The sequence below is a fragment of the Nocardia altamirensis NBRC 108246 genome, assembly GCF_001612685.1.
Lineage (GTDB): Bacteria > Actinomycetota > Actinomycetes > Mycobacteriales > Mycobacteriaceae > Nocardia > Nocardia altamirensis.
Map to the genome: position 1 here is coordinate 1 of NZ_BDAY01000032.1, position 18,949 is coordinate 18,949.

Below are 18,949 nucleotides of genomic sequence, written 5' to 3' on the forward strand. Positions count from 1 at the left end.
GGGGCCTTCCTCGCGGGCACCGCTGCTCGTGCCTTCGCCCGTGTGAACCGGGGGTTGGTTTGGTTTGGCTGCTGGCTCGTGTGTCGAACCGGACGTGTCGTCGCTGCCCGCCACGGTGGGCGACGGCTGAGATTCCTTGGGGCCGGCCATGATCCCCGACTCGTGACCTCCGGTGGGCTCGGCGCGTGTTACGTCAACGTCGGGCGTGCCTGCGCGGCCGACGTCGGCCTTCGTCTCGCCGGTGCTTCCGGGTCCATTCGGTGGCTGGCTGCTGTGTTCCACAGCGTCGCTGTTCTTCGGTTGGCTGGCGTGTTCTCCTGCGCCCGTGCCCGCCGGTTGGTTGTGTTGCGCAGCACCGTTGTTCGTGGGCTCGCCGCGGTGACCGTCGGCGACAGGGTTCGTCGGCTCAGCGTTGTGACCGTCGGCGCCGGGGTTCGTCGGCTCAGCGATGCGTCCTTGGGTGCCGGGGTTTGTGGGGTGAGCGTTGTGTCCTTGGGGGCCAGGGTTCGTTGGTTCAGCGTTGTGTGCTGCGGCGTTGGCTGGTTGGTTGTTGTGTTGTTCACCAACGGGGTTCGTGGACTCACCGTGATGTTCTGTGGTGCTGTGGTTCGTCGGTTGGGTGCCGTGGGCATCTGGTTCGCTGTTTGTAGACGTGCCGGTCTGTGGCTCATTCGATCCGAGGCGACCGGGAGTTCCCGTGGTCGCGGGTGGCGGGTTTTGTGGACGACTTTCGGGTGCGGTGGTCGCCGGATCGGTTGTGTGGGTTGCGGAAACGGGGTCGCCTGCGCTTGCAGGCCGTACCGGCGGTGCGCTTCCGTCGCTGGTGCTGCCGAAATGCGCGGGGGGTGTGGCGGTGAACCTGTCTGCCGTGGGACCTTTCCCGGGGGATGCGTGGCGAAATCCCTTGCTGCCGCCGGTCAATACGCCGTAGGCGGTGCCGCTGGTGAGTAGGCGTGGATCCCAGGTCCAGCCGTTGGCGAAGCCGCCTACGCCCCAGGCGCCTACTGCGCCGATCATGCCTGAACTGGCGCCGACCGCAGCGCCTTTGACGGCGCCGGCCCAACGTCCGCTGGGCAGTGGAACTTTCGCTGCCGCCTTGCCGAGCAGGCCGCCTGCCGGGCCGCCGACGACGCCCGCTGCCGCGGCGGTGTATGCGGTGGTGCCGACGCGGTTCCAGTCGATGCCGTCGCGGATACCCTCGCGGACTTGGTAAGCCTGGATGGCCAGGTCTTGGCCCGCGCCGAGGACGGTGCTGATGACGACGTGTTTGGCGGTGAATTTCGCTACCGCGGCGATGCCGGTCTTGGCGGCGAAACGCGCGATCGCGCTGACGGCGCGTTGGCCGAGTAGCCGAACGGCCAGGCGGGTCGCGGCGATTGCGGCCGCTTCGACCAGCGGAGCGGTCGGCGGGAAGGCCCATGCCGCAATGATTTCGACGGCAAGCATGGCCAGCGAGCTGATGACGAGGATCTTGGTGTACTGGATTTCGGCGGCGAGTGCGTCCGCGGATTCCGCGACCATGTCCAGGACGTCGGCCAGTTGCCGCAGTGATTCCGGGCCATGGTCGAGTTTGTCCAGCGACGCGGTGATGGCCTCGACTCCTACACCCCACGGGTAGGAGTCGATGGTCGCCTTCTGCGCTGCGGCCAGGTCGGGGAGTAGGTCTCGGATGTCGGCGGCGGCTTTGCGCCAGTCGGCGGCGATGGCCCACATCTTGTCTTCGTCGCCGTCGGGCCAGTCGGAGCCTGCGATCCAGCCGAGCCATTCCAGCTCGCTGGGGATGGTGATCGACACTGGCTACCGGAACGAACCGGCGGAATGCCGATCCATGCCGTCGAGCAAGTCCGCGGCCTCGTACTGGCCGTCGCAGTATGAGCCAAGGGTTTTCGCCGTGTTGCCGAGGCCTTCGGTCAGGTTCTTGTGTGCGGCGAGGTAGCCCTGTGGCCCGTCGGCGAATGTGCTGCCGTAGCCGTCACCGCCCCACGCGGCGCCTCTGGCGGCCAGCGAGGTTTCCAGGTTGGTGAGAATGCCGTGCACCTGGTCCCGCAGCTTGCCCATCTTTCCTGCCGCACTACGCAATTCACCTGACGTGACGCTGACCTTCACCACAAATCCCTTCGCGCACACAACCATTCAGACGATGGCATCGGCGGACCACACAGAACAGGGGTCGTCGGCCAATTTTGCGAGTCTTTGATATGCGTTGCCCGGCAACGGGTCTAGGTAGTGTCCAGGTCGAGGCCGGTCCCGTGCCCGATGCGCCCGCCGCCGATGCGGCCACGCGTTGGCGAATTCTTGACGGTCTACTGCCCTGCCCGCAACCGTTGCGCCAGTGTCAGAAAGACGGTGAAGTTCGGAACCAGGCTCACCGGAAGCGATTCCAGGGGCCGAGGCTGTCCGGCCACGCTGACTCGCACCCACCCTGTGTGCACCGAGATGTCGGTGACGTCGGTCCACAACGCCTGCCGTTGTCCGGCCCCGATCTCCGTCTCGGTCATCCAGAAGTATTCGAAGTCGAGCCGCCCACCTGCCGCGAGCGTGGCGGCCGCCGACGGCAGCTGAGCATCGCTGATCGCCTGGTCGATCTCCGGACCCCAGCGCTCCGGGTGCTCGATGCCCTGCCGCAACACCAAGGGCGTGCCGACGGTGTCGACCAGGGTGTAGGAGTGCGAAACCTGGTTCGGGGCAGGGTTGTTCGCATGCTCGACGATGCTTCGGCGCAGTGTTGTGCTGTCGTAGCGGACCGCCCGCGCCGCGCCGCCGATGCGGACAACCAACCCGCGCTCGTACAGATCGAGCCGACTGCCGCGGTTGCGCTCACGCACGTACACCAGCCACAGCACGTCGACGAGCAAGCGACCACCGATCAGCACCACGCCGGTGACCCCGAAGATGGTCAGGATCGCCGCGTCGCTCACCACGCCGACCAGCGACATCAGCCCGGTCAGCAGTAGCCCGACCGCTTCGATCACGTACCGTCGCGAACTGGGTTCCGACGCAAGGTATGTCGCACGATGCGCACCCAGTCCCGCCGCGCCTGCGGCCAGGCCGACGTCGGTCCGAGGCCCGTACGTCCTGGTCGCCGCGATTCCGCGCATGCCGCCATCGTGCCCGGCCGCAGCACATCTGACCATCGTCCTTGACGGAACCTGTACGGCTTCGTCCTGCGGCACGACCCCGCGAATACAGGAAGGCCGCCCCGTCCGGGGCGGCCTTCAGAGTGGATTCGGTTGGGGTACTGCGTTAGTCGCCGCGTCGCCCGCCGTTAATTGTTGATGTCGGCGTCAGTTGCTGATATCGGCGTTTTCGCGCTCCTCGTCGACAATGTCGTCCTCCTCGGTCGAAACCTCGGGGATGGCCTTGCGGTTGGAGCCGGAGACCTGCTTGGTGTTGCCGCCGATCGACTTGCGCTGATCCGGAACACCGTCCAGCAGTTCGCTTTCCCGGTTGACGGCGGCGAGCATGGCGGGCACCGAGTCGAGCTGGCCACGGATGCCGAGCAGCTGGGCGAGCACCCGGCCGCGCAGCACGCGCATCTCCTCGGCCAGTTCCTTCGCGTGCGCGATCTTGCGCTCGGAGGTCTGGGTGGCGGAGGTGATGAGGCGGTTGGCCTCGTCGGTGGCGTCCTTGATCCGCTGTGCGGCCTCGGCGCGGCTGGTGGCCTCCAGCTCCTCCATGGCGCGGGTGAGCTTGGTGCGCCGCTCGGCCATGGTGACCTCGAAGTCCTGCTGGGTCGCCTTGCGCTTGGCGTCGGCTTCCTTACCGAGACGGTCGGCCTCGGCCTGGGCGGCCTCGATGATCTTGGCGGACTCGGTGCGCGCGTTGGCCAGTGTCTGCTCGAACTCGATTTCGAGCGCTTCGCGCTTTTCCTTGGTTTCGGCCAGCAACGACTCGTACTTGCCACGCATTTCGGTGGCCTGCTGCTCCGCGATCGACACCATCTCCGCGGCCTCGGCCTGTGCCAGGGCACGGACCTCGGAGGCCTCGTCGGAGGCCAGCCGCAGCATGCGGGAGATGCGGTCGGACATGCCTTCCGCGGTCGTTGGCGGCACCGAGAGACGGTCGACCTCCTTGCGGAGCTCGTCGATCTCGTCACGCGCATCCTCGAGCTGGCTCGCGAGGTTACGGGCTTGTGCCGCAGCAGCATCCCGGTCGGTAGCGGTGACCCTTAGTTCGGCGTCGAAGCGGTCGAAGTAGTTGCGTACCTCGTCTTGCGCATAACCCTTGCGCACAACGGTGAAGGGCAGTGCAACGAAGCGATTGCGATCGGACTCAGGTGACGACATGGCACACAAACTACAGCCTACCGAGTCCTCATGGTGACTCGACCGCGAATGTGATTAGGCAGAAATTTTCAGGCTCGATCTTGATACTAGTGCGTAACATTCGGGCTCGGCTCGACCAGCTCGATCAGCACACCGCCAGCATCCTTCGGATGCAGGAAATTGATGCGAGAATCCGCTGTTCCAGGCCTCGGCACCTCGTACAGCAAACGCAAGCCTCGTGCGCGCAGGTGCGCGCAGACCGCATCGAGGTCGGTGACCCGGTAGGCGAGTTGTTGCAGGCCCGGTCCGTTGCGATCGATGAACTTCGCAATGGTCGACTCGGCATTCAGCGGGGCCAGCAACTGCAGGGCAGTCGCCCGATCCGGTGCGCCGGGCAGGGAGAGCATCGCCTCTGTGACGCCCTGGCTTTCGTTGACCTCGCGATGGGTCTCGACCATGCCCAAATTCTCGGCATACCAGGCAACTGCGACATCGAGATCGGGCACCGCGATGCCGACGTGGTCGACCGCGACGACGTAGTCGGCGGGGATGAAACTAGACGAATCCATATCGTTGCTCACCACTCGAACGTAGCGCTTACCTGCGTACCGGCAACCGGAAGTGAGCAGTTACCGTGGAGTACGGAATCCTGCGAAACAAGAAGCGAGGCTCGTCGTGACCAATTCCGTGATCGTCTCCGGTGCGCGTACTCCGGTCGGTCGGCTGCTCGGCGGCCTCAAGGACTTCAGCGGTTCCGATCTGGGTGGCTTCGCCATCAAGGCGGCGTTGGAGCGTGGCGGCGTCGCGCCGGAGCAGGTCGACTACGTGATCATGGGCCAGGTACTCACCGCGGGCGCGGGCCAGATCCCGGCCAGGCAGGCGGCCGTCGCCGCGGGCATTCCGATGGACGTGCCCGCGCTGACCGTCAACAAGGTGTGTTTGTCCGGTATCAACGCAATTGCCTTGGCCGACCAGCTGATCCGCGCCGGCGAGTACGAGATCGTGGTCGCGGGCGGCCAGGAGTCGATGAGCCAGGCGCCGCATCTGCTCGAGAAGAGCCGCGATGGCTTCAAGTACGGCGATGTCACGCTGCGCGACCACATGGCCTACGACGGCCTGCACGACATCTTCACCGACCAGCCGATGGGCGCGCTGACCGAACAGCGCAACGACACCGAGCCGGTCAGCCGCGCGGAACAGGACGCGTTCGCGGCGGCCTCGCACCAGCGCGCGGCCGAGGCGTGGAAGAACGGCATCTTCGACGACGAGGTCGTTCCGGTGACGGTGCCGCAGCGCAAGGGCGAGCCGCTACTGGTCGCGGCCGACGAGGGCATCCGGGCCGACACCACTGCGGAGTCGCTGGCCAAGCTGCGCCCGGCGTTCCGCAAGGACGGCACGATCACTGCTGGCACTGCCTCGCAGATCTCCGACGGCGCCGCCGCGGTCGTGGTGATGAGCAAGGCGAAGGCCGAAGAGCTCGGCCTGAGCTGGATCGCCGAGATCGGCGCCGCAGGCGTCGTCGCAGGCCCCGACTCGTCGCTGCAGGATCAGCCTGCCAACGCCATCGCGAAGGCGTGTGCGCGCGAAGGTATTTCGCCCGCCGACCTGGATCTGGTGGAGATCAACGAGGCGTTCGCCGCGGTCGGCGTCGCTTCGACCAGGAAGCTCGGCATCGATCCGGCGAAGGTGAACGTCAACGGTGGCGCCATCGCGATCGGCCATCCGCTCGGCATGTCCGGCGCCCGCATTCTGCTGCATCTGGTGTTCGAGCTGAAGCGGCGCGGTGGCGGCGTCGGTGCGGCCGCGCTCTGTGGTGGCGGCGGTCAGGGCGATGCCCTGATTGTCCGGGTCTAAATTCCTAAGTCGGACACCATGTTCGCGCGCCGCACCGTCGCTGTGTGGCGCGCGAATGTCTTTCGGGCCTGTTGAGCTGTGACCCGTCCCACTACGACGCGTCGTAGTGCATCCGGCACAATGGTGCGCATGGGCAATGCATTCGACCTCAGCACTCCCGCGAAGCGGTTCCGTTTCATCGCGGTGCTCGAGGCGATCTCGTGGGTTTTCCTGATCATCGGCATGGTGTTCAAGCGGCTGCCGGAGCCGGTGCTGTGGCCGGTCAAGGTCTTCGGCATGACGCACGGCATCATCTTCGTGCTGTTCGTCATCGCGACCGTCATGGCCGCGCGTGAGCTCGGCTGGAACGCGAAGACCACGGTGCTCAGCCTGCTGTCGAGCATCCCGCCGTTCTTCACCCTGCTGTTCGAGATCTGGGCGGTCCGGGCAGGCAAGCTCGCCGAACTCAGCGCGGCGAATTCTGCTGACACCGCAGCCCCGGCCTCTGCCACGTCGTGACAAACTGGAAACCGTGACTCGACCTGCCGCACGCCGAACTTCGCCCGCCGTTGCCGCCGCCATGTCCGGTGCGGTGGATCTGTCCAGTCTGAAGCAGCCGCCCGCGGGCGCCGCCGGCGCGACCGGTGGCGACTACGCGGTCAACGAGACCACCTTCGAGGCGAAGGTGCTGCGCCGCTCGGTGCAGGTGCCGGTGATCGTCGCGCTGTACTCGCAGCGCAGCCCGGGCAGCGTCGAGCTGGTCAGGACGCTGGAGCGGCTGGTCGGCGAGGCAGGCGGCGCGTGGGACCTGGCCACGGTCGAGGCCGAGGCCAACATGCGGATCGCGCAGGCATTCGGCGTGCAGGGCATTCCGACCGTCATCGCGGTCGCGGGCGGGCAGCCGCTCGCCGACTTCCAGGGCGCCCAGCCCGAACCGCAGGTGCGGCAGTGGTTGAGCGCGGTCATCGACGCGGTGGCAGGCAAGCTGCCCGGCGGCGAAGAGGCACCGGAGGCGCCGGAAGATCCGCGCTTCGTCGCCGCGGAAACGGCGTTGGAGCAGGGCGACCTGGCCGGCGCCGAGGCCGCGTACGAGGCGATCATCGCCGCGGAGCCCGGCAACGAAGAGGCCAAGGGCGCGCTGCGCCAACTGCGGTTCCTCGCCCGCGCGCAAGGCATCCCGGAGTCCGCGATCGCCACCGCCGACGCCGATCCCGCCAACGTGGACGCCGCACTGGACGCCGCCGACGTCGAGATGATGAACCAGCTGCCGGAGGCCGCGTTCGACCGCCTCATCGGGGCCGTCAAGCGCACCGCAGGCGACGACCGGACCAAGGTGCGCACCAGGCTGCTCGAGCTCTTCGAGCTGTTCGACCAGGCCGAGCCGTTCGTGGTCGCGGCCCGTCGCAAGCTCGCCGCCGCGCTGTACTGAGCCGGATTCGGCTGGCGCAGGGACGGTCCCGGCCGAGGGATCGGACGATACGCACAGATCGGGCGAGCCGATCGTCGCCTCCTGCCCAGCGCCAGCCACTCGGCCGCTCTTTCCAGCCACTCGGCCGCTGAATCCCAGCCGCACGGCTTATCCGGGCGTCAGCTGCTCGGTGCCAACCAGACCGCGCTGTTCGGCGCCAAGGCGATCGTCGCCGAGGCAGGGCGCCCGTGCCAGGATTCGTCAGTGGCCTTGACGGCACCCATGTTTCCGATGCCGGAGCCGCCGTACTCGGCGGCGTCGGTGTTGAGGATCTCGGTCCACTGCCCGGCGAACGGCAGGCCGACCCGGTACTCGCCGTGCACCGAACCGGAGAAGTTGAACACGCACGCGACGACGGACCCGTCCGACCCGTAACGCAGGAACGCCAGCACGTTGTTGGCCTGGTCGTTCGCCTCGATCCACGAGTAGCCGCCAGGCGTGGTGTCCTGGGTCCAGAACGCGGGATGGGCGCGATAGACCGTGTTGAGATCCCGCACGACGGTCGTGATCCCCTGGTGCAGTGGGTTTTCCAGCTCCGCCCAGTCCAGTCCTCGGTCGTGCGACCACTCGCGGAACTGGCCGAATTCCTGGCCCATGAACAGCAGCTGTTTGCCGGGATGCGCCCACATGTAAGCCAGAAGTGCCCGCACCCCAGCGGCTTTGGCGAAATCGTCGCCGGGCATCCTGGTCCACAATGTGCCCTTGCCGTGCACAACCTCGTCGTGGCTGATCGGCAGCACGAAGTTCTCGCTCCACGCGTACATCAGCGAGAAGGTGATCTCGTTGTGGTGCCAGGAGCGGTGGATCGGATCGCGGGCCAGGAAGCCGAGGGTGTCGTGCATCCAGCCCATGTTCCATTTCATGGTGAAGCCGAGCCCGCCCACGTCGGTGCCGCGGGTGACGCCGGGCCAGCTGGTGGATTCCTCCGCGATGGTGAGCACGCCGGGATGATGGCGGTGCACCGTGTCGTTGAGGTCCTGCAGGAAGTCGACGGCCTCCAGGTTTTCCCGCCCGCCGTGCACGTTCGGCTCCCAACCCCCTTCGGGGCGTGAGTAATCCAGGTAGAGCATGGAGGCGACGGCGTCGACGCGCAGGCCGTCGATGTGGAACTCCTCGATCCAGTAGCGCGCGTTGGCGACGAGGAAGTTGCGGACCTCGTGCCTGCCGAAGTCGAAAACGTAGGTGCCCCAGTCGAGTTGCTCGCCGCGGCGGGGGTCGGCGTGCTCGTACAGCGGGGTGCCGTCGAAGCGGGCCAGCGCCCATTCGTCGCGCGGGAAGTGCGCGGGCACCCAGTCCAGGAGCACGCCGATGCCTGCGGCATGCAGTCGATCGACGAAGGCGCGGAAGTCGTCCGGCGTGCCGAAGCGCGCGGTCGGTGCGTAGTACGAGGTGACCTGATATCCCCAGGAACCGCCGAACGGGTGCTCGGCGATGGGGAGCAACTCGATGTGGGTGAAGCCCGCCGCCTGCACGTAATCGGCCAGCTGATCGGCCAATTCGCGGTAGCCGAGGCCGGGCCGCCAGGAACCGAGGTGCACCTCGTAGACGCTCATCGGTGCGCGGGCGGGATCGGTGCTCGCACGGGTATCCAGCCACGCCTGGTCGTGCCACACGTGCCTGCTCTCGGTCACCACCGACGCGGTGGCGGGCGGCAGCTCGGTCGCGAACGCCATCGGGTCGGCGTGATCGACGGTGCGGCCGTCGGCGCCGTGCACCCGGAACTTGTATTTGGTGCCCGGTTCGACGCCGGGCACGAAAACCTCCCAGACCCCGGAGGTGCCGAGCGAGCGCATCGGCGCGGTGTGTCCACCCCAGCGGTCGAAGTCGCCGAACACGGTGACTCCGCGCGCATTCGGCGCCCACACCGCGAACGAGGTGCCGGACACCTCGCCGTCGAGGGTGGTGTAGCGGCGCGGATGTGCGCCGAGCACATCCCACAGGTGTTCGTGGCGGCCCTCGCCGATCAGGTGCAGGTCCAATTCGCCGACCGTCGGCAGGAACCGGTAGCCGTCGGCGCTGAGAATGGTCTGCCCGCCCGGATAGTTGGTGAGGATGCGGTAGTCCATCAGGTCGGGGTAGGGCAGCACGCCTGCGAAGATCCCGTGTCCCAACGACTTCAGCGGATGGTCGACCTCGCCGACCCGCGCGGCCACCGAATCCGCGTGCGGGCGAAGCACGCTCACCTCTGTGCCGTCCGGATGGGGGTGGGCGCCGAGCACGGTGTGCGGGTCGGCGTGCGTGCCCGCGGCGAGCAACATCAGATCGCGGCGGCGCATCAGAAGGTATTCCGATACGCGAGTTCGGTGCGGGCCTGCTGCGACACCGGCGGCAGCGTGAGAATGTGCGCGACCGCGGTGGACGGGTCGAGCCGCACGTAATTCGTTTGTGCCCAGTGGAATTCCTCGCCGCTGACCTCGTCGTACACCACCGGACGGTCGTGCCATTCGCGTCCGATGGCGGGCAGGTCGAGCGACACCATGCCCCACTCGGCGCCGAACGGGTTCAGGTTCACCACGACAAGCACCGCGTCGCCGCTGACCGGATCGATCTTCGAGTACGCGATCAGCGAGTCGTTGTCGACGTGATGGAAGTGAATGCAGCGCAACTGCTGGAGGGCGGGATGCACCCGGCGGATCTCGTTGAGCCGAGTGAGCCACGGCTCCAACGATTCTCCGCGCGCCAGCGCCTCGGCGAACGGGCGCGGGCGCAGCTCGTACTTCTCCGAATCCAGGTATTCCTCGCTGCCGGGCCGCACGGCCTGATGCTCGAACAGCTCGAATCCGGAGTACACGCCCCAGGCCGGTGCGAGGGTCGCGGCGAGCACTGCACGGATGGCGAACATGCCCGGCCCGCCGTGCTGCAGGCTTTCGTGCAGGATGTCCGGGGTGTTCACGAACAGGTTCGGCCGCGCCTCGTCCGCCTTGGCGGCCAGCTCGTTGCCGAACTCGGTCAGCTCCCACTTCGCCACGCGCCAGGTGAAATACGTGTAGGACTGGCTGAAGCCGCGGCGCGCGAGCCCGTACAGCCGGGCGGGGCGGGTGAACGCCTCGGACAGGAACAGCACGTCGGGGTGGGTGTCGTGCACCGTCGCGATCAGCCATTCCCAGAAGTCGGCAGGCTTGGTGTGCGGATTGTCGACCCGGAAGATCTTCACGCCCAACGCGATCCAATGCCGGACCACGCGCAGCACCTCGGCGTACAGCCCGTCGGGGTCGTTGTCGAAGTTGACCGGGTAGATGTCCTGGTATTTCTTGGGCGGGTTCTCGGCGAAGGCGATGGTGCCGTCGGGCAGCGTGGTGAACCACTCCGGATGCGCGGCCACCCACGGATGATCCGGCGCGCATTGCAGCGCCAGATCGAGCGCCACCTCGAGGCCGAGTTGTGCGGCGGTGTCGACGAATTCGGCGAAGTCGGTCTCGGTGCCGAGCCGCGGATGCACGGCGTCGTGCCCGCCGTCCTTCGAGCCGATCGCCCACGGTGAGCCGACATCGTCCGGTTCGGCGACCAACGTGTTGTTGCGGCCCTTGCGATTGACCTCGCCGACCGGATGGATCGGCGGCAGATAGACCACGTCGAAGCCCATGGCGGCGATGCGCGGCAATTCCTTCGCCGCGGTGGCGAAGGTGCCGTGCACCGGCTTGCCCGCCTTGTCCCTGCCGCCGGTCGAGCGGGGGAAGAACTCGTACCACGAGCCGTACAGCGCGCGTTGGCGTTCCACCAGCACGGTGTGCTGCGGGCCGCGGGTCACCATGTCGCGCAACGGGGTTGCGCGCAAGATCTCGGTGATCTCCTCGGCGAACGCGGGCGCGACCCTGGCGGGCAGCTGCTCGTTGCTGCGCAGCGCGGCCGCGGCGGCGCGCAACCGCTCGAACGGTGTCTTCGGCACGGCCTGCGCGGCCCGCTCGAACAACCTGGCGCCGATCTCCAGATCATTGTCGAGATCGGCCGCGGTCTGCCCGACCGCAAGCTTCGCCTCGACGGCGGCCCGCCAGGTCGCGATCGGATCGCTCCACCCCTCGATGCGGTAGGTCCAGACGCCGGGCAGGTTCGGCGTGAAGATCGCGTTGAACACGTCCGGCTCCAGATCGGGCGTCATCCGGATTCGGATCGGCCGCGAAGAGCCGGGCGCGCGTACCGCCAGCGTCGCGGCGACTGCGTCGTGTCCTTCCCGCCACACCACCGTGCGCACCGGGAAAACCTCCCCGACGACGGCCTTGGCGGGCCGACCGCCCGCGATGGACGGTGCAGTGTCATCGATAGCGATCCGGCCGGTCACGGGACCAACCTACCGTCAGGGCGGGCATTGCACGGGATCAGCGCGCGTCAGCGGCGAGACCGAGGCCGAGCGCGACCAGGATCGCGCCGAGTGCGCGTTCCACCCGTTGCCGCACGCCGGTGCGGCGCAGCCAGTTGCCCGCGCGGTCCGCGGCGAGCACGATGCCGACGCACCACACGGTGTCGACCACCGACGCCACCAGCACGAGGATGAGGACGGTGGGCAGGACCGGACCGGTCGACGGCAGGAACTGGGGCAGGATCGTCAGTCCGAAGACGGCCGCCTTCGGGTTGGCCGCGATCGAGATCAGTGACGCGCGAAAGGCCGCGGCCGGGGTGCGTCCCGAGGGCAAGAGTTTGGTCATGGTGCTGCCGAACTCGTCATCGCCGCGCGCCCCGCGCCAGGCTTGGATGCCGAGCCAGATCAGCACCACCGCGCCGATGATATGCAGCGCCTTGTTCATGAACTGGTTGGCGACCAGTAGCACCGACAGGCCTGCGCCGCCTGCGATGTTCCAGCCGAGCACACCGATCTCGTTGCCTGCCACCGCGGCGAGCCCGGCTTTGCGGCCGTCGCGCACCGAGCGTTGCAGGAAGAGGGCAGTCGCGGGTCCGGGTAACGCGGCCAGAATCAATGAGGCCAGCAGGAATTGGGGGAGAACCTGTACCCAGTGCGGCATCTCGCGATCCTGTCACGCCGAACTCCCCTCCGCGACTGTATTTTTCCCGGTGCGGGAGGGTGTCCGCCGCGCAGCTAGTCCGGTGTGGTCCGTAAGGCGGACATCAGTCGTCGCAACGCCGCCGTGGCGTCGGCAGGCGCTTGCGGATCGGTCGAGGTGGCCAACCACAATGCCGCCTCGTTCATCGCGCCGGACAACAGATGCGTCAACGGAGCGACCGGTTGGCGGTCGATCACGCCTTCCTCGATCAGCACGGTCAAGGCGTCGCCGAGGTGGCGGCCGGAGGCGGCCGCGTCCAGCGCTCGCCATGCGTGCCAGCCGAGCACGGCGGGCCCGTCGATCAGCATGATCCGCTGGATCTCCGGATCGAGGCAGGTGGTCAGGAAAGTTTCACAGCCGGTGACCAGCTGGTCCCAAGGATCTGCGGCCGCGTCGGCGGCCGCCAGCACCCGTTCGCCGACCTCGTGCTGTATCTGCTCCAGCACCGCGGCGAACAGATCCGTCTTGCTGTCGAAGTGGTGGTAGAGCGCGCCCTTGGTCACCCCGGCGTCCGCGACGATCTCCGACAAGCCAACGGCCGCATAACCTTTCGCGGCGAACAGCCGCCTGCTCACGCGCAGCAGACTGCGCCGGGTCTCTTCCCGCTGCTTGGTGCGGATCTTGCTCGGCATCGAGCACCTTCCTGTTGACATACCAGCGGTATGCCAACTACTTTAGCTCACATACCAACGGTATGTGAAAGGCGAGAGAGTTGAAACTGAGCGGCTTCTACCCAGTCATCGGCACCCCCGAAATCGCGGCGGCCCGCGACTTCTACACACAGTGGTTCGACTTCGAGATCACCTTCGAGGCGGACTGGTACATCAGCCTGCGGCGCAAGGGCGACGTCACCTACGAACTCGCGCTGCTCGACTACACCCACCCCACCGTCCCTGAGGCCTACCGCAAGCCGGTCCAGGGCCTGCTGCTGAACTTCGAGGTGGACGACGTGGACGCCGAGTGGGAGCGTCTCGTCGTCCAAGGCGGTCACAAGGCCGAACTGGAAATCCGCTCCGAGGAATTCGGCCAGCGCCACTTCATCATCGCCGACCCCAGCGGCGTCCTGATCGACGTGATCACCGAAATCCCGCCTGCCGCTACGTATGTCGAACAGTTCAGCGACGAGTACGCGGCCGAAAAGTTCGGTGGCACCACAGGGGAGTGACGCAGGACCCGGAGACGCCGCATCGGAGACAGCGTGGTGCAAGAGTGGCGCAACCGTGGGACCGGCTGGCCGGGTTATGCCCCGCCGTGCTGCTGCTCGGCGGGAGTCGCAGTCCTGGCTGCGGCGTTGGAACGCCTGCAAGCGGCCCTGCCGGACGTGGTTCGCGTCACGCTGCCCGATGTCGGCGACACCGCGTCCTTGAACGACGGGAGGCCCGAACTCGTCGCCGCCGAGCTACGACGATTCTTTGCGTGACGTGGCCGTAGCGGAGCGCTCGCTGGCGAGGCAGCCGGCAATCGCCGCGTCGGGCCTGGGCGCGGCACCCGTGCGCGTCGCTTTACCCGCTGCACCGCAGGGCGGCCGACCTGGTCGCTGTTCGGTAGTCTTCGCCGGGTGAAGGCATTGCGTCGATTCACCGTCCGTGCCCATCTGCCAGAGCGGCTGGCGGTGCTGGCCGAGCTCGCTACCAATCTGCGCTGGTCGTGGCATCCGCCGACCCAGGATCTGTTCGCGGAGATGGATCAGCGGCGATGGCTGGAGATGGGGCACGATCCGGTGCGGATGCTCGGGGAAGTGCCTGCCGCCCGCGTGGACGAGCTGGCCGCGGACCCGGAGTACGTGCGCCGGGTGGACGCCGCCGCCGCGGACCTGCGCGCGTACCTCGCCGCGCCGAGTTGGTTCGAGCGCAGGGCCGGGGAGGAAGGGGTGCGCGGGATCGCGTACTTCTCCATGGAGTTCGGTGTGACCGAGGTGCTGCCGAACTATTCGGGTGGTCTGGGCATCCTCGCGGGCGATCATCTGAAGGCGGCCTCCGATCTGGGACTGCCGTTGATCGGCGTCGGATTGCTGTACCGCTCCGGCTATTTCCGGCAAACGCTGTCCGCGGACGGGTGGCAGACCGAGCACTACCCCGACCTCGACCCGCAAGGGCTGCCGCTGCGGCTGCTGACCTCCACCAACGGCGGGCCGGATGCGGAAGCCGCGCCGGTGCTCATCCACGTGGCGATGCCCGATCAGCGGGTGTTGCGGGCGCGGGTGTGGATTGCGCAGGTCGGCCGGGTGCCGCTGTTGCTGCTGGATTCCGATATCGCCGAGAACGATCCGGAGCTGCGCGCGGTCACCGACCGGCTCTACGGCGGCGATCAGGAGCATCGGATCCGGCAGGAGATCCTCGCCGGGATCGGCGGCGTGCGCGCGGTGCGCGCCTACACCACCGCGAACGGCCTGCCCGACCCCGACGTGTTCCACATGAACGAAGGCCACGCAGGCTTCCTCGGCGTCGAGCGGATCCGTGAATTCGTCTCCGCCGGACAAGATTTCGACACCGCACTGGCCGCGGTCCGGGCTGGCACGGTGTTCACCACGCACACCCCGGTCCCCGCGGGCATCGACCGTTTTCCGATGCCGATGGTGCGCCGCTATTTCGGCGGCGCACACGGCGAATCCGAATCCGCCCTGCTGCCTGGCCTTTCCGTGGATCGGATCGCGGCGCTCGGGCGCGAAGCCGATCCCTCGGTCTTCAACATGGCGCACATGGGTCTGCGACTTGCCCAGCGCGCCAACGGCGTATCGAAACTGCACGGTGAGGTCAGTCGCGCCATGTTCGCCGGATTGTGGCCCGGTTTCGATGCGGCCGAGGTGCCGATCGGCTCGGTCACCAACGGTGTGCACGCCCCGACCTGGGCCGCGCGCGAATGGTTCGACAAGGCGCGCGAGCACATCGGCGCCGAGCTCGTCGAGGAGGCGCGCGGCTGGGAGCGGCTGCGCGACGTCGACCTCGGTGAGCTGTGGTCGACCCGGAATGCGTTGCGCGGCATCCTGGTGACCGAGGTGCGCCGCAGGGTGCGTGCGTCCTGGCTGGATCGCGGCGCGGCGGAGGCCGAATTGGGTTGGGTCGACAGCGTTTTCGACCCCGACGTGCTGACCGTCGGCTTCGCCCGCCGGGTGCCGACCTACAAGCGGCTCACCCTGATGCTGCGTGACCCGGAACGGTTGCGTGCCAGACTGCTCGACCCGCAACGCCCGATGCAGCTGGTGGTCGCGGGCAAGAGCCATCCCGCCGACGACGGCGGCAAGGCGCTCATCCAGCAGGTGGTCCGCTTCGCCGACGATCCCGAGGTGCGCCACCGCATCGTCTTCCTGCCCGACTACGACATGTCGATGGCCAGGTACCTGTACTGGGGTTGCGATGTGTGGCTGAACAATCCGCTGCGCCCGCTGGAGGCGTGCGGCACCTCCGGCATGAAGTCCGCGCTCAACGGCGGGCTCAACCTGTCCATCAGGGACGGTTGGTGGGACGAGATGTTCGACGGCGAGAACGGCTGGGCCATCCCGACTGCCGACGGCGTCACCGACGAGCACCGCCGTGACGATCTCGAGGCCGCCGCGCTCTACGACCTGTTCGAGCGCACGGTCGCACCCCGCTTCTACGACCGCGACGCCGCCGGAATGCCGGTGCGCTGGGTCGAGATGGTGCGGCACACCCTGCAGACCCTCGGCCCGAAGGTGCTGGCCTCCAGGATGGTTCGCGACTACGCGGTCGAGTACTACGCGCCGGCCGCCGCCGCCTACCAGCGGGCGACGGCCGACGAGTTCGCGGTCGCCCGCAGCATCGCCGACTATCGACGCCGCGTCGAAGCGGCCTGGCCGTCGGTGAAGGTGATCCAGGTGGACAGTGCAGGCCTGCCGGACACCCCGATCATCGGCGCCCAGTTGTCGCTGTCCGCGCGCATCGATCTGGGTGGTCTGCAGGTGTCCGATGTGGTCGTGCAGGCGGTGCTCGGCCGGGTTTCGCCGTCCGACGACCTGTCCGACGTGACCACCGTCGCGATGACGCACACCGGATCCGATTCCGGCGCAGAGCTTTTCGCGGTGGACACGCCCGTCCCGCTGTCCGGCGCCGTCGGCTACACCGTGCGGGTGCTTCCGCGCAACGAGCTGCTCGCCGGCGATGCCGAGCTCGGGCTGGTTGCGGCGCCGAGCGCGTGAGCGCTAGTCGCTGAGCTGCATCAGGCCCTTCGGGTCCCATGGCAGTGGTCCGGTCGGGAAGCTGAACCGGATCAGTCGATGCGGTGACTCCGCCTCGAAGTGCAGCGTGAACGCGGGCAGGATCCCGTGGATCACCTTGTCGAGCAGGCCGTTGATGTGGGCGAAGCTCGGCTTCGCCTTCACCTGCCAGGCATCGAAGCGCCCGGCGGGCACCTCGACAGTGGTGCGCTTGTCCACCCTGACCTCCACCGGCCAGTGCACCGAGTACGCCAGCCACAGGTTGATCGTCGCCTTCGCGCCCTTGCGGAAGTCGAGCCCGCGGAAGGTGGTCGCACCGCCGAGCAGTGAGGTGAGTGGGCTTGGGAACGGCTCGACCTTGCCACCGAACTGCAGGTGCGAGGTGCCGACGAAGTTGCCCTCCTCGCGACTGACGACGGTCTCGCCCAGCTTGCTCTCCGCGACGTAGCTCACGGTGGCGAGCGTGCCGCCGCTGCGGTCGAAGACCTGGGTGACTTCCATTTCGAAGTCGTCGGGCAGGTTGACCTTCAGGTTTGTCCGGTAGCGGTCGTCGCCGTCGTGCTCGACCAACGAGGCCGCTCGATACTCCGTAGGGGCATCGCCGATGGTCACCACGTAGCGGGACAGTTCGCCGTCTTTTATGCCGGGATCACGAAAACTATTGCGCACCTTCAGTTCCCCTCTGTCGGAGACAGCGTAGGACAAACTGTCTGAGATGGCTACCGCTGAGCCGAGTTGTCTGATTCAGTAAATCGTCGGCTACCGTTCCTGGGCACGCCCGTACCATTTCCCGACTGGAGACCGCCCATGTCCACCGCCGCACCGACCGAGCCTCGAGGTCGCATCGACGCGTTCTTCGGCATCAGCGCGACCGGTTCGACCATGAAACGCGAGCTGATGGCGGGCACGGTCACGTTCCTTGCCATGTCGTATGTGCTCGCGGTGAACCCGTCGGTGCTCGGCGACGAGGGCGCGCTCGGCGCCAAGGGCATTCCGATGCAGGCGGTGTTCACCGCGACCGCCATCGCCGCGGTGTTCGGCACCCTCGTCATGGGACTGTGGGCGAAGTATCCGATCGCGCTCGCGCCAGGCATGGGACTCAACGCCTTCTTCGCCTATTCCGTCGTGCTCGGCATGGGAATTCCGTGGCAGGTCGCGCTGTCGGGCACCTTCCTTTCCGGCGTCATCTTCTTCCTGCTCGCCGTCACCAAGGTGCGTGAACGGATCCTCAACGCGATCCCGATGCAGATGAAGCTGGCGGTCGGCGCTGGCATCGGCTTGTTCGTGGCGTTCCTCGGGTTGAAGAACGCAGGCATCGTGGTGAACAGCGACGCCACCCTCGTCACGCTGGGTGATTTCACCAAGGGGACCACCCTCCTCGCGCTGTTCGGGCTGGTCGTGACCGTGGTCTTCCTCGTCATCGGCTGGCACGGCGCGGTGCTGTACGGGATCGTGCTGACGGCAGCGGTCGGCATCGTCAGTGGGCTGGTCGACCTGCCGAACGGTGTCGTCGCGGCGCCGAAAGGCCTGGAACACACCTTCGGTCAGGCGATCATCCATCTGCCCGACGCGTTCACCGGGCAGATGGCCGTCGTCATCCTCACCATGCTGTTCGTCGACTTCTTCGATGCATCCGGCACGCTGATCGGCGTCGCCAACCAGGCGGGTCTGCTCGACGACAAGGGGCAGCTGCCGCGTGCCGCGAGCGCGCTGGCCGCCGATTCCGTCGGCACCATGGCAGGCGCGGTCATCGGCACCTCCACCACCACCGCCTACGTCGAATCCACGGCCGGGGTGTCCGCAGGCGGTCGCACCGGGCTGACCGCGGTCGCCACCGCGGGCTGGTTCCTGCTCGCGATGTTCTGCTATCCGATCTTCGCGGTGGTCGCGGGATCCGGCGAGGTGACAGCGCCTGCATTGATCGTGGTCGGCGTCCTGATGGCCCGGTCACTCGGCGAGATCGACTGGAATCGGCTTGAATATTCAGTGCCCGCATTCATCACGATCGTGATGATGCCGCTGACCTACTCGATCGCGAATGGCCTGGCGATGGGGATGCTGTTCTACCCGATAGTCATGGTCGCGAAGGGCCGGATCAGAGAGGTGCATCCGGCGATGTGGGCACTGCTCGTCGTGTTCCTGGGCTATTTCTTCTTCCTCGCAGAATGAACCCAGGTCAGGGCGAAATCGTAGTACCGGAATAAGAAGAGGTCTTGGG

17 protein-coding genes are annotated in these 18,949 nt (G+C 67.3%); 7 read left to right on the forward strand and 10 right to left on the reverse strand.

From position 1 onward, the window contains the following. From NA11_RS18025 to mce, 5 genes are all read right to left on the reverse strand, one after another. On the reverse strand, positions 1–1,794 hold a 1,794-nt coding region (locus NA11_RS18025), incomplete at its 3' end, for a WXG100-like domain-containing protein (RefSeq protein ID WP_141717677.1). A 3-nt stretch (positions 1,795–1,797) separates the two neighbouring features. After that, entirely contained in the window at positions 1,798–2,106 is a 309-nt protein-coding gene (locus tag NA11_RS18030) for a WXG100 family type VII secretion target (RefSeq protein ID WP_167837668.1), read from the reverse strand. Between the two features lie 197 nt (positions 2,107–2,303). Beyond that, the gene (locus NA11_RS18035) at positions 2,304–3,098 is read right to left on the reverse strand and encodes a DUF6585 family protein (protein ID WP_069163092.1); all 795 of its coding nucleotides are present in this window, start codon (positions 3,096–3,098) and stop codon (positions 2,304–2,306) included. Between the two features lie 186 nt (positions 3,099–3,284). Further along, entirely contained in the window at positions 3,285–4,286 is a 1,002-nt protein-coding gene (locus NA11_RS18040) for a coiled-coil domain-containing protein (protein WP_069163093.1), read from the reverse strand. Positions 4,287–4,372: 86 nt separating this feature from the next. After that, complete coding sequence (mce, locus tag NA11_RS18045) at positions 4,373–4,834, reverse strand: methylmalonyl-CoA epimerase (RefSeq protein ID WP_069163094.1); 462 nt, start codon at positions 4,832–4,834, stop codon at positions 4,373–4,375. Between the two features lie 106 nt (positions 4,835–4,940). On the opposite strand from mce, the gene NA11_RS18050 reads away from it, so the two are divergent. The 3 genes from NA11_RS18050 (at position 4,941) to NA11_RS18060 (ending at position 7,527) form a co-directional block, all read left to right on the forward strand. After that, positions 4,941–6,119: an acetyl-CoA C-acetyltransferase gene (locus NA11_RS18050; RefSeq protein WP_069163095.1), complete on the forward strand. Its 1,179-nt coding sequence runs from the start codon at positions 4,941–4,943 to the stop codon at positions 6,117–6,119. Positions 6,120–6,248: 129 nt separating this feature from the next. Then, positions 6,249–6,617, forward strand: a complete 369-nt coding sequence (locus NA11_RS18055) for a DUF3817 domain-containing protein (protein ID WP_069163176.1) — start codon at positions 6,249–6,251, stop codon at positions 6,615–6,617. 61 nt (positions 6,618–6,678) lie between these two features. After that, positions 6,679–7,527 carry a tetratricopeptide repeat protein gene (locus NA11_RS18060; protein WP_069163096.1) on the forward strand — a complete coding sequence of 283 codons (849 nt, stop codon included), beginning with the start codon at positions 6,679–6,681 and terminating at the stop codon, positions 7,525–7,527. Between the two features lie 158 nt (positions 7,528–7,685). On the opposite strand, the gene glgB is transcribed toward NA11_RS18060, so the two are convergent. The 4 genes from glgB to NA11_RS18080 all read right to left on the reverse strand — a co-directional run bounded on the left by glgB (position 7,686) and on the right by NA11_RS18080 (position 13,192). Continuing rightward, complete coding sequence (glgB, locus tag NA11_RS18065; protein WP_069163097.1) at positions 7,686–9,842, reverse strand: 1,4-alpha-glucan branching protein GlgB; 2,157 nt, start codon at positions 9,840–9,842, stop codon at positions 7,686–7,688. Then, positions 9,842–11,842 (reverse strand): alpha-1,4-glucan--maltose-1-phosphate maltosyltransferase, encoded by a 2,001-nt coding sequence (locus tag NA11_RS18070; protein ID WP_069163098.1) that lies wholly within the window; start codon positions 11,840–11,842, stop codon positions 9,842–9,844. Before NA11_RS18070 ends, glgB begins: the two co-directional genes overlap by 1 nt. Before the next feature lie 37 nt (positions 11,843–11,879). Beyond that, positions 11,880–12,521 (reverse strand): LysE family translocator, encoded by a 642-nt coding sequence (locus NA11_RS18075; RefSeq protein ID WP_069163099.1) that lies wholly within the window; start codon positions 12,519–12,521, stop codon positions 11,880–11,882. A gap of 74 nt (positions 12,522–12,595) precedes the next feature. Next, positions 12,596–13,192 carry a TetR/AcrR family transcriptional regulator gene (locus NA11_RS18080; RefSeq protein ID WP_069163100.1) on the reverse strand — a complete coding sequence of 199 codons (597 nt, stop codon included), beginning with the start codon at positions 13,190–13,192 and terminating at the stop codon, positions 12,596–12,598. Between the two features lie 80 nt (positions 13,193–13,272). On the opposite strand from NA11_RS18080, the gene NA11_RS18085 reads away from it, so the two are divergent. The 3 genes from NA11_RS18085 (at position 13,273) to glgP (ending at position 16,713) form a co-directional block, all read left to right on the forward strand. After that, positions 13,273–13,725 (forward strand): VOC family protein, encoded by a 453-nt coding sequence (locus NA11_RS18085; RefSeq protein WP_069163101.1) that lies wholly within the window; start codon positions 13,273–13,275, stop codon positions 13,723–13,725. A gap of 33 nt (positions 13,726–13,758) precedes the next feature. Then, the gene (locus NA11_RS44855; protein ID WP_141717678.1) at positions 13,759–13,980 is read left to right on the forward strand and encodes a hypothetical protein; all 222 of its coding nucleotides are present in this window, start codon (positions 13,759–13,761) and stop codon (positions 13,978–13,980) included. A 138-nt stretch (positions 13,981–14,118) separates the two neighbouring features. Next, entirely contained in the window at positions 14,119–16,713 is a 2,595-nt protein-coding gene (gene glgP, locus NA11_RS18090; protein ID WP_069163102.1) for an alpha-glucan family phosphorylase, read from the forward strand. A 3-nt stretch (positions 16,714–16,716) separates the two neighbouring features. Here glgP and NA11_RS18095 read toward each other — a convergent pair whose 3' ends face one another. Beyond that, positions 16,717–17,400 carry a hypothetical protein gene (locus NA11_RS18095; RefSeq protein ID WP_069163103.1) on the reverse strand — a complete coding sequence of 228 codons (684 nt, stop codon included), beginning with the start codon at positions 17,398–17,400 and terminating at the stop codon, positions 16,717–16,719. Between the two features lie 138 nt (positions 17,401–17,538). On the opposite strand from NA11_RS18095, the gene NA11_RS18100 reads away from it, so the two are divergent. Further along, positions 17,539–18,900, forward strand: a complete 1,362-nt coding sequence (locus NA11_RS18100; protein ID WP_069163104.1) for an NCS2 family permease — start codon at positions 17,539–17,541, stop codon at positions 18,898–18,900. The last annotated feature ends 49 nt before the right edge of the window (positions 18,901–18,949 follow it).